At 62.1% G+C, this 11,555-nt stretch carries 9 protein-coding genes and 1 pseudogene; 1 reads left to right on the forward strand and 9 read right to left on the reverse strand.

Annotation, left to right across the window (positions count from 1 at the left end; translation table 11 throughout):
* Positions 1 to 645: zinc ribbon domain-containing protein (locus D9599_RS29115; protein WP_232481076.1), on the reverse strand; the 645-nt coding region annotated here is incomplete at its 3' end.
* Between the two features lie 4 nt (positions 646 to 649).
* Positions 650 to 766: pseudogene (locus D9599_RS32620) on the reverse strand (recombinase family protein); the annotation flags it as partial.
* 281 nt (positions 767 to 1,047) lie between these two features.
* On the opposite strand from D9599_RS32620, the gene D9599_RS29120 reads away from it, so the two are divergent.
* Positions 1,048 to 2,577, forward strand: a complete 1,530-nt coding sequence (locus D9599_RS29120) for a DDE-type integrase/transposase/recombinase (protein WP_198384839.1) — start codon at positions 1,048 to 1,050, stop codon at positions 2,575 to 2,577.
* A 29-nt stretch (positions 2,578 to 2,606) separates the two neighbouring features.
* On the opposite strand, the gene D9599_RS29125 is transcribed toward D9599_RS29120, so the two are convergent.
* The 7 genes from D9599_RS29125 to D9599_RS29155 all read right to left on the reverse strand — a co-directional run.
* Positions 2,607 to 2,966 carry a recombinase family protein gene (locus D9599_RS29125; protein WP_198384840.1) on the reverse strand — a complete coding sequence of 120 codons (360 nt, stop codon included), beginning with the start codon at positions 2,964 to 2,966 and terminating at the stop codon, positions 2,607 to 2,609.
* Between the two features lie 426 nt (positions 2,967 to 3,392).
* Entirely contained in the window at positions 3,393 to 3,698 is a 306-nt protein-coding gene (locus D9599_RS29130) for a transposase (RefSeq protein ID WP_198384846.1), read from the reverse strand.
* Complete coding sequence (locus tag D9599_RS29135; protein ID WP_198384841.1) at positions 3,674 to 4,042, reverse strand: transposase; 369 nt, start codon at positions 4,040 to 4,042, stop codon at positions 3,674 to 3,676. Before D9599_RS29135 ends, D9599_RS29130 begins: the two co-directional genes overlap by 25 nt.
* Positions 4,043 to 4,126: 84 nt before the next feature.
* Complete coding sequence (locus D9599_RS29140) at positions 4,127 to 6,823, reverse strand: helix-turn-helix transcriptional regulator (RefSeq protein ID WP_198384842.1); 2,697 nt, start codon at positions 6,821 to 6,823, stop codon at positions 4,127 to 4,129.
* A gap of 310 nt (positions 6,824 to 7,133) precedes the next feature.
* Positions 7,134 to 7,484 (reverse strand): hypothetical protein, encoded by a 351-nt coding sequence (locus D9599_RS32625; protein WP_198384843.1) that lies wholly within the window; start codon positions 7,482 to 7,484, stop codon positions 7,134 to 7,136.
* Positions 7,485 to 7,616: 132 nt separating this feature from the next.
* Positions 7,617 to 10,871, reverse strand: coding sequence for a PAS domain S-box protein (locus D9599_RS29150; protein ID WP_198384844.1), 3,255 nt, complete (start codon positions 10,869 to 10,871; stop codon positions 7,617 to 7,619).
* Between the two features lie 38 nt (positions 10,872 to 10,909).
* Positions 10,910 to 11,555, reverse strand: a 646-nt coding sequence (locus D9599_RS29155; RefSeq protein ID WP_309228753.1) for a recombinase family protein, incomplete at its 5' end; no start/stop codon positions are given.

Raw genomic sequence — 11,555 nt, forward strand, 5'->3', positions numbered from 1 at the left:
TAGGCCGAGCCGCGCGATGTCTGCCTGTCGTTTGGTCTGGGCCGCCAGCTGCTGTTCCTGGGCAGCGAGGGCCTGTTGCCTCTGTTCGAGGTCCCCGCGTCGGCGGCGGTATTCCTCGAGGCCCACCACACCGGCCAGGTAGACCTCGGTCAGCCGCTCGATCTGCTGCGCGACGCTGGCCTGCCCGCGCCGGAGGGTCTCCCGGCGCGCACGCAGCTCCTGGGGCAGCCAGTGGCCGCCATGGGCCCGCTCCAGCGCGTGGCGGATCGCCTCCGGATGGGTCAGGAGCTGGCGGAGATCCTCCCAGACGAGGGCCTCGACCTGCTCGGCCGGGATAAAGCGGGAGGGGCATGGGGTTTCGCAGTAGGAGTTCAGGGGCGAGAGCTTGCCACGGCAGCAGTAGTAGCGATGGCGGGCTGACAGGCTTCGGCCAAGGCAGGAAAGACCGCACGGCCGCAGCTGACCAGCGCGCGCAGCAAGTAGGGATGGGCAGTATTGTTGCGGCGGGCAAATCGCCGGTTCTGGGCGAGCTTGGTCTGGACACGGTCGAAGCTCTCCTGGCTGACAATGGCCGAATGGTGGCGACGAAAACCCATTCCTCGCGAGCCCGCAGGCGGCGGGGCGCCTCTTGAATGCGTCCAGCAAAGACCTCTCCGGTGTAGACGGGGTTGATCAGGATCCCGCGCAGCGTGGTGACATGCCAGCGCCCGCTCACACGAGGAGGGGGGATCCCATCGGCGCGGAGCTTCTGCGCCAGCCCGTGCAGGCTGCGCCCTTCCTCCGCCTACCAGGCGAACATCTCGGCGACTGCTGCAGCTTCGACGTCATCGCATCGCGCGCCGGCCGGGTCACGTGGTCGGTCTGGATCCACACGGTAGCCGTAGGGCGGCCTCGTCCAGGGCAGCAGGAGCCCGGCCTGCAGCTTGCGCAGCCTGTAGCGCGACGATCTGGATGGCTTTCGCATTGCCTCGCCTGAAATGTTCCCGAAGCTGCGGGTGTTGCCTCACCTGAAATCTTCCCTTGGGGCGAGGAGCTCCGGGGGCGGACATGAGGCGGGTGAGCATGGCGACGCGTGACGAGTTGGTGGCGGTGACGGCGGAGCGTTACGCCCGGGCTGGCCGTGGCGAGCGGGGGCTGATCCTTGACGAGTTCACGGCGGTGACCGGGTTCCACCGTCGGCATTCGACCCGGCTGCTGCGGTCAGGAATACCTTCGAGGGCAGTTGGGCCGAGGCCGGGACGGCGGGTCTACGACGATGCGGTGCGCGAGGCGCTGGTGGTGCTCTGGGAGGCGTCGGACCGGGTCTGCGGCAAGCGGCTGAGGCCACTGGTGCCGGTGCTGGTGGAGGCGATGGAGCGGAATGGGCATTTGCAGCTCGCCCCGGAGGTGCGGGTTGGCCTGCTGGCGATGAGTGCGGCGACGATGGACCGGGCGCTGCGGCAGGCGAGGGATGGGGCTGGTGGGCGGCGTCGGCGGCGAACGGCACCCTCGGCTGCGGTACGGCGAAGCGTGCCGGTCCGGACCTTCTCCGACTGGGGTGATCCGTCGCCCGGGTATGTCGAGGCGGACCTGGTGGCGCATAGCGGCCCGACGGCCAAGGGCAGCTTCGTGCAGACGCTGGTCCTGACTGACATCGCCACGGGCTGGACGGAGTGCGCGCTGGTGCGGGAGCAGGGACTGCTGGTCGAGGTGCTGAGTGAGTTGTGTAAGAAGATGCCGTTCGCGCTGCTGGGGTTCGACACGGACAATGACAGCGTGTTTATGAACGAGACGGTGCGGGACCACTGCACGGCGGCTGGCGTGGAGTTCACCCGGTGTCGGCCGTACCGCAAGAACGACCAGGCCTGGGTGGAACAGAAGAACGGCGCGGTGGTGCGGCGGATCGTGGGCTACCGGCGGCTCGAAGGTCTCGAGGCCGCGGCGGCGCTGGCCCGGCTCTACGACGCGGTGCGACTGTTCGTGAACTTCTTCCAACCCTCCTTCAAGCTGGCGGAGAAGGCTCGCGAGGGCGCGACGGTGCGGAAGCGCTACCACCCGCCGGCTACCCCCTATCAGCGGCTGGTGGCAGACCCGAGGACGAGCGAGGAGGTGCGCCTGCGGGTCGGGGCGCTGCACGCGACGCTCGACCCAGTCCAGTTGCTGCGAACGATCCGGATGGTGCAGGCGCGCTTGGTGGAGATTGCCGACCGGCCGGTAGTGGGAGAGAGGGCGAAACCCACGGAGCCGAGCTTGGAAGCGTTCCTGTCGGGCCTGCGAACGGCCTGGCGGGAGGGCGAGGTGCGCCCAACCGCACGGCCGAAGGAGAAGGCCGAACGGCTGCGGCGTCGCCCCGATCCATTCGCCGCCGTGACAGCGCAGCTGCAGGCCTGGTTCATGGCCGAACTCTGGCGGACGTCGCGTGACCTGCTGGAGCGGCTGCAGGCGGAGCAGCCGGGCAGCTACCCTGCTGGGCTCCTCAGGACCCTGCAGCGGCGCGTGAAAACCTGGCGCCGAGGGGAGGCGCACAGGCTGGTATTTGGCACCGCCACGACCGAGCAAGCCATGAAAGGTGATGCGGCAATGGGAAGCGGGGTATGAGGCAACAGGCGCAACCGGGTGAGGCAACGTCAGCTGCGTCGGGAGCATTCCTGGATGAGGCAGTACGGCAACCATCCTGATTGTCGTGCTGCACGCAGCCGCCCCCGGCGCATGCGCTCCGCGATCAGGCTACGCTCATACTCGGCCACGGCCCCCCGGATCTGCAGCAGCAGTTGATCGTGCGGGTCCTGGCTCATCGGCCGGTCAAGGAACTCGACCTGACAGCCCGTGGCGGTGATCTCCTCCAGCAGCAGGACCTGATGGACATAGTGCCGGGCCAGCCGGTCGGGCGCGGTAATCAGCAGCCGATCCAGATGGCGCAGCGCGGCCCGATCGCGCAGGCGCTCGAGGCCTGGCCGCTTGAGACCCGCCCCGCTGTAACCCGTCATCGCGGAAGATGTTCTCCGCCACCACCGTCCAGCCCTGGCTGGCGGCGTGCGCCTGCAGCCAATCGTGCTGCTGGGCAAACCCCGTCGGCCTGTGCCTGACGCTGGGTGGACACCCGCGCATAAAGAGCGACCCTCATGGCTAACCTCCTCCACGGGAGGCGCGGGGCCGGCCAGGGCGACGCAAGCCTCCTCCACGTCGGTCGGGACCAGAAGCTGCTGATAGGTTCTGTCCCAGTGCCTCCGGCCATCCGGATGGGGCTGGAACAGCCGGCACACCCGCCACTCCCGCATCATGACCTCCCGCCACAGACCTCTCCTGCCGCAAGGGGCAAATGGCGGCGGGCGCCTCACGGCGGCGCAGCGGAAGCCGCCACCAACTCAGCCGGAGACGCCCAAAGCGGCTCAGGCAGAACTTGTCATTTGCGATCAGACCATCTCGATGCGGTGCCGCTGACGGTAGAGGGTCTTGTCGTAGGGGAGCGGCACCTTGCGGCTCTTGCTTGAGGGAATGCAGGGCTGGATGCCGCGCTCGGTCAGCGCCTCGCGAAAGCGGTTGCTGTCGTAAGCCTTGTCGCCCAGCAGCTCCTTGGCACGTGGCAGCCTGGGCAGCATCAGGGCTGCGCCCCGATGGTCGCTCATCTGACCTTCGGTGAGCAGGAGAACTACCGGGCGGCCCTTACCGTCGCAAACGGCGCGCAGCTTGGAGTTCAGGCCGCCTTTGGTACGCCCGATACGGCGGCTATGGGCCCTTTTTTGAGAAGGCTTGCCGCCGTGCGGTGCGCCTTGAGGTGCGTGGCGTCGATCATCAGATGCTCCGGCTCACCCGCGCGACCCGCGAGCCCGGCGAAGATGCGATTGAACATGCCGAGGCGGCTCCATCGCACGAAGCGGTTGTAGGGGGTCTGGTAGGAACCGTAGGCCGTCGAGGCATCGCGCCAGTGCGGATCTTTGCGAATGACATGGAGGATGCCGCTGACTACCCACTGGTCGTCGACCCGGGGCACCGCGTGCGAGAGCGGGAAATAGGGCGCGATCCTCCGGATCTGCGCCTTCGTTAGCCAGAACAGATCAGCCATGCCAGCACCACCGGCCAACATGGAACCAGCCATCCAGATCAATCGCTAGCCCTGATTGATGGGTCCTCACCCTTGTGTTTCGATTCACGCTGCCAAAGACCAGCTGCGCGTTGGCTTGTCCTCATCAAGGAATGTGCGGACGAATGATGCTTGCTCAGCCGGAAGCCATCTCTGATAGCTTCGTCGAACAGTATCCACCGAATCATGAATAGCAAGTGCGGCCAGCTGGATGTTTTTGCTTACTTTCAAAACATGTGTGGCTGTAATGTGACGAAAAGAGTGGGGCCCAAATGGTTCAACGCCAGGAATTCCGATGTTTATGAAAGGATGATGGGCCAAGTGAACCCACGAAAGGCGGTATATTATTTGGCCGATGTTCTCGCCTCCAACACTCGATCCATTCCTCGTAACCCACAACGGCTGGGGCCCAGCACCCGTAATGGCGGCCTGCTTCGTTTTGCGTCTCTCTAACAAATTGCGGCGAGCGCCACGCTCGTCAGACGCAAGATATTCGTCCCAGAACGGCGTTAAATGTTCAGGAAGAGGCATCACCCAAGGCGGAATATCATGACCACCAGACCGTCTCTGCCCCACCACGTCGAAAACAGCCGAATCCGAATTCTTGAAATCAGAAATTGCGACCACAACGTAATACAGGTTCTCGCGCTTCTGAAGACTTCCCTGATTGGGTAAGTATCTGCCGTCTCGGTCTACAACAATTTTCATCTCTTCTACGTTCTTGCGGCGCAGGACCGTCTCCTGAAACACGTTCCACATGAGAAAATCCCGCAGGGCTGTGGCTCGCTCGCTCCGATTGAACTGCGTGGGAATGGGCAAGGACCGGTAGATGCTTTCTGCAGCCTCTACAAGTGCGTCACGAGGACGTTCTAATGCAAGAATAGGCTCAATGGGGTCAAAAGGCCTCCGCCTAAAGACGAAATCATTTTCCAACTCTTCAAGAGCTGCGGCATGCCGAGTTGCTGTGCTTGCACAGTGTTCACGCCACAATCCTGCGCTTTTTGTAACCGACGCAATCCGTTCTGCTGTCACTTCAAAATCTGGGCTCTGGATAGGTGCCAAATTGGAAGTTAGGTCCATACGCTGGCCGATATACCCAAATCGGCCGTTCAACATCGAGCAGAGCTCCCCGAGAAAATAGCGTATTCCTGTATGCAAAATCCCGTCGGACCGCGCTTGAAGTGCCTCCATGACCCAGTCCATAATTGGTTCGAAGGCGAGGAGTGCCATCGTCAAGTTTTCGTTTGGTATCGCAAGGCCGCCCTGTTCTCGAGGAAGCGCAAGAAGGCTGAAGACAGTTAAGAACTGACTGTGCCAGCGTGATTGAGAACCATTGGAGCGCCATCGCTCGTTACGCTCCATGCCTTCGGGTGGTTTCAACCGCATTTTGTAAGAAAAGAACTGCTCTATCTGCTTTGCAAGTGGTGCAGGAAATTCAGCCATCCTCCACCGCTTCTCAGATGATGGACGCCGCTGAGCCATTCTGTATGGGATTCTCGTTTCCATATCTGCCATGAGAGCTGCACCAATCTCTTCCTTTTTCTCGGGAGAAAGTTCAGGAAATTCTCTCGGCAAAAGTGGTATGATCCACCTGGAGTATCGGTCCCAAGATCGCCTCAAGGATGGAGGAAGCATCGAACCGCGGAGCTTTTTCGATCCAAAACGGGCGCTTAAGCGTGCTGCGATGGTGCCCTTTACTACCCCAAGCGCCTTCTCGAGAGCCGCTACGCTCGGGTCACAAGGAGAGTACGGTTGAGACCGTCCGGCCATCCAACCGCTTAGCATACGTCGACTAATATTAGCGGCTTCAGCCAATTGTGTTATTGTCTTGAACGGTGAGCGGCGATAAAGGTCTTTGACCACTTCGCCAAAGCCTTCGCTTTCGTCAGAGATGTAAGGTGCGAGGATCCGTTGCCAGCGTTGAGCGTTTAAGAGAAACTGCCGTGTAGTTGAGCCTGACCTGAGAGATGAAGTTATTTGTTCACAAACTGCTTCGAAGTCCCTGCCGAATTCAGGTCCGACAATGTCGCTGTTAGTCTTGCCAGTCGCAATCCGAAATTTTTTTAAAGTACCTAAAAAGCGTCTAGCAGTGCTTGCAGCTGGTGCTGATGCGTCGCCCGTTTCGATAATACTGCCTGCATCCCTATTTGCAAGGCGTCTTAGACCGAAATCGTAAGCTTCATGGTATGTGATTACCGAGCAGGGTCCATTTTTCACAAACGGAATTTGCTTTTTTGAAGATCCTTTGCTACCTACTCCAACTTGTTCAGCGATGCTGTCTATCAGATCGTGTAGTTTGGCCAGCGCACCTTTAGCGTGCCTCCTTGGCAGTGGCACGTCAGCCTGCTTGAAGACAGCGCGGTAGTTGATCTGCGAAATAACACTTTTTAGGCGGGGAAGCGGGGTGTTTGTCGCTTTGTGTTCTTCCAAATGAACTTCGAGAGCGGCTTGCCATTTGTTTAGATAGTTGCGTTCAGCTCCAAGACTGCCATGCACCGCCATCATGTATGCAGCTTCTGAAACCAAGCCTCGTTGTTCAGCAATCTTCATGATAAGCAGCCCAACCGGCCCTGCCTTGTTAAATGAGAGACCGCAGTCGTCTGAAACTATCGCCCAATTTATTTGTCCTGGCTTTCTGGTGCTTTCAGGAACACCTATATTTCTCTTTTTGAGCAGCTCTGCCCAACGCGCGACCTTCTCGGCATTGCGTTTACTGTCTACCCTAAGAGGCACTCCATGTCGGCGTTTATAGACATTTGACACAGCACGTCATCCCGCATTCATTTGGCGAAGTAGGCCATTACGCTCGAGACCATTCAAATAATCGTGGGAGCAGCGCCTTGGTAGGTCAGAATCTATCTGGCTTTCCACGCCAGTTGAGTGGTAGTCGGTAAGCGGCAAGCGCAGCCACGCAGTGTGATCTATCAGCTGCCTATTTGATAAGGCGGGCATAGACCCGTTGTCGCTGACCACGTGCTCAACGACTGTCAGCAGTTGTTGAGTGGATTTGTGGACCTTGAGCGAAGAGCCAATGTGCGACCCCTTCAAACCTACAAGGTCTCTAATCTCAATCTTATTCCGGATCATCTCGCCCTTTTTCGCTCCAGTTGTTCAACAATTCCAGATGCACTAACGACATGCATGCGGAGCTGTTACGATGAGTAGAAATACTCAGGAACAAAAAGGCAACTTCTTTGATGATGTTTCTCCGCCGGAAATATAGCGCTAAAAACAGTTGGAATACGCTAAGATAGGCGTTCGACCAAGTTGGCTTGTCTGTTCGGGCGTGCCAAACGCGGCCAGCGCTGTCGCGCATCAGTGCCGGACGCCCACTGGAAGCCCGCACCGCTACCGGTGCCTTGCAGCTGCCAAGTATGATCGAGAACCGATCCTGTCCCAGCCGCTGCTGCACCAGGCCCGCCAAGCCATCGAAGCCGGGGTCACCTGACCGTTTGCTCAAAAATGCACGCTAAGCGAAACGGCCCACCGAGAACGCGAGCAACGTTTTTCAATTGGTCTTGCCTTTTCCGAGACGTTTGAAACGTCTGCTCCCGGGCTATGCGGCCGTCGTCAGCCGTGCCACCGCGCTTACGATTTCGCGGAGCTGGAGTGGTTTCTGCAATCGCTCGGCAGCCTCGAACTCTGCCGGGATCACCTCCGCATCGTAGCCCGTTGTGAACACAAACGGGATGCCAGCGTCCTTCAGCGTCTCGGCCAGCTTGAAGGACGGCCCCGGGCCGAGATTGATGTCGACGACCACCGCGTCGGGACGTTGCTCGTCCAGCTCGGCTCGGGCGTCCTCCTCCGTCGCGCATGGACCCAAGACCTCCGCACCAGCACCTCGAAGCGCCCGCGCAGTGTCAGCTGCGAGATAGTAGTCGTCCTCCACGACCAGGATGCTGCGGCCGGTCAGGTCAGCTTCGCCCGTCATATCGATTGCTCCTCCAAACACGGTCGCGCGCTGGGGGGCGCCGGTTTCCAAGATACTCGCACCGTCCTGAAGCGGGAATTCCAGGTGACATTGGGCGCCTCCGGGCTCGATCGTAACCTGGCCGCGGCCCCGCAGCTCGTAAGGAATGCGCCCCTCGATCAGCTCCGAGCCGAAGCCGCGGCGGGCTGGCGCGCCGGGCGCGGGTAATGGGCGCGCAGGAGCGCCTTCCTCGGTCCAGTCGAAGGTGAGCCAGGGCCTGCCCCGCTTCTCGAAGGTCGACCAGCGCACCGTCACCCTGCCGGCCGGCGCCGAGAACGCACCGTATTTGACGGCGTTGGTGGCCAGCTCGTGGATCGCCAGTGTCAGCACCTCTGACGCCTTCGGCGAGAGGGCGACATCGGGGCCGTCGAGCAGGTATTGGCCCTCGTGCTGGGCCTGCACGCTGACCTCGTCGTGCACGATCGACGCGATACCGATGCTCACGTTGGCCGTGCGCGTGAGCAGTGCCTGCACGCGGGCGAACGCAAGCAGCCGGCCCATCATAAGGTCTCTATACTCCGGCACGCTTTCTGCGCGGTCGCCGGTCCGATTCGTGATCGAGCGCAGCAGCGCCATGATGTTGCGCACCCGGTGCTGCAGCTCGGCCAGCAGCACGGCCGAGCGCTCGGCCGCGAGCTTGGCTTCAGTGACGTCCTCGAAAATGCCGCCGACACGCGGGATGTGACCGTTGTCGCGCAGCGGAAAGACGGTGTTCCTGATCCAGCGGAAGGCACCATCCGAAGGCCGCTGGATACGGAACTCATGGACGGCGATGTCACCATGCCGCGCCGCCTCGAGATGGCCCAGGGCGACGTCGCGATCGTCCGGCACGATCAGCGCGGCCCAGCGCGTCACGTCGCCGAGCAGGGCGCCGGCGCCCACGCCGTAGATCGCGGCGACGGCGGGGCTGACGAACTCGATCTCCAGTGTGGCTGCGTTCCTGATCCAGAGACCAGCCGCCGACGCCCTGGCGAACTGGACGAAGCGCTCTTCGCTGTCGCGGAGGGCGGCTTCGGCCCGGGCTCGCACGACTTCCGCCCACAGCCGTTCCGCGACCTCGCGGACGAGCGCGACCTCCGCATCGGTCCAGTGCCGCGGCTCGTGCTGGTGTACGCTGATGTTCACTTTCAGGATGCCGTCCAAGATCAGCGGCACGCTCAGCAAAGCTTGCACGCCCACATCGGCGATTGCTGCGTAAGCCGGTTTATCGACCAGCAGACCGACATTGTCGACGCGAACGGTTCGGCCCTCGCGCAAGGCGTCAAGCACCTCTCCGTCGTATTCATCCAATTGCATAACGGTCGGAAAGGATTGAGCGCCGTCGGCGAACCATCCACTAAAGATGTGCGCCACATTTCGCTGCCAGTCATACTCGGCCCAAAGTACGCGGGATGCTTCAAGTCGTTCGCCGAGCTCGCGCGCAGCAGAGGCGATCTTCTCATCTGCGGTCGGAGCGGCGCGCAGTGCGTCTCCGAGTGTGAGGAGAAATGCATGCCGGGACTCGCTTTCGCGAAGCGCTGCCTCGGCATGCTTGCGGGTCGTGACGTCATCGAAGACGAGGGCGATGCGATCATGACCGTGAACGGGCGAGACCTGGACGTTGTACCACCGGGAGGTCGGCGCGTTGCACATCTCGACACGTTCTGTAACGCCGGAGGTGGACACTCGATGGAAGAGCTCCAGCCAGTACGGTTCGACTTCCGGCATGAACTCGCTGCCAAGCTTACCGATGGTCTCTCGTGCCAATCCCGTGGCACGTTGATACGCCGGATTGGCCTGGAGCAACCGGTAATCGACGACTTGGCCCGACTTGTCCCGGATCATTTCATGGACGAGGAAGCCCTCATCCATCGATTCGAATACGGTGCGGTACTTCTCCTCGCTCTCGCGCAGCGCCGCCTCGGCCCGCGCGCGCTCGACCGCCGACCAAGTGCGTTCCGCAGTTTCGCCAACGAGCAAGAGCTCCACCGGCGACCATCGATGTGGCTGCGATCTCTGTACGGTCAGCATCGCGACGAGCTGGCCGTTCTTCACGAGCGGTAACGCGACCACCGAGACTATGCCGAGCGCTAGGTTCGCCTCGCGCTCCGCGGTGCCAAATCTTGGGTCCGCGGTCATGTCGTCGACCACCAGTCGATCGCCAGCCCTGAAATCCTCGATGATCCAGTCACCGTACTCAGACATTGCGAACGGGCCATCCGGGAGCGCTACGATCGCGTTCTCATAGCCAGCCGCGACGAGCCACCAGCTTCCATCGGCTTCGGCATAGAAGGCACGGTTGACCGCGAGCTGCTCGCCTAGCAGGTTTGCCGCCGCCGCCTTGATCTCCGCCGGATCGGCCAACGGCCGCAGCTTATCGCTCAGCTGAAGTAGGAACGCCTGCCGCTCCTCGCTGTCGCGCAGCCTAGCTTCGGCGAGCAGCCGATCCCCTATGGCGAAGCCGGTCATCAAGGCCGCAATCACTACCCCATCCACCCCGTGCACCGGCACCAGATAGGCGTCGAACAGCTCCGTCGTTCCGGTGCGGCTGGGATCAAGCGGCTGCGTGGGCACATGCACGCTCTCACCTGCCAGCACGCGGTCGTAGAAAGGCTCGACGGCTTCGAACTCGTGCGCGAACGCGTCGGCCAGCGGCCGCCCGAGCAGGTCGGGGTGACGATCGCCGTAGTGGCGTGCCGCCTCGTCGTTATAGAGGAACACCCGCTCCGGCCCGATCGCCAGTGAAGCCAGCATCGGCGATGCCAGCATCACCTCAACCACCGTGCGTAGCGGCTGTGGCCAGGTGGCGCTTGGCCCGAGCGGCGTTACCGCCCAGTCGTGCGAACGGATGAGTTTCGCCATCTCGCCAGTGCCGGCTGGCCAGTGTGGTTGTTCCACCCTCACGCGAGGCCGATCCTGTGCTGGGCCACGATGCGTGACACGGTAGGCTGGCTGACGTTGTAGAGCCGGGCCATCTCGGCCCCGGTCTTGCGGCCGGTGATGACGCTTTCCGCGATCTCGCGCCGCTTGGCCGTGTCCAACTTTTTGCGCCGTCCGCCCACACGTCCCTCAGCACGCGCAGCGGTTAGGCCTGCGGAGGTTCGCTCGCGGATCATGGCGCGCTCGAACTCCGCGAAGCTGCCCACCATCTGCATCATCATGCGCCCGGCCGGCGTGGTGGTATCGATGTGCTCGGTCACGGACCGGAAACCCGCGCCAGCCGCGGCGATCCGCTCCATGATATGCAGCACGTCCTTCAGCGAGCGCGACAGCCGGTCGAGCTTCCAGACCACCACGGTGTCGCCGTCCCGGAGCTGGTCGAGCATACGATGCAGCTGCGGCCGATCCCACCGACCGCCAGAGGCAGCCTCCTCAAACAGCTTGCGGCACCCGGCGGCCTTGAGTGCCCTGGCCTGCAGGGCATTGTTCTGTTCTTCGCCCTTGGACACCCGGGCGTAGCCGAGCAGCATGCCGCCCGTACGGGCGGCAGCGGCGTGGCCGAGCGGCTCCGGTACAGCCTTCGGCTTCGGTGCTTTCGCAAACGGT

The organism is Roseomonas sp. KE2513 (genome assembly GCF_016107305.1).
GTDB lineage: Bacteria > Pseudomonadota > Alphaproteobacteria > Acetobacterales > Acetobacteraceae > Roseomonas.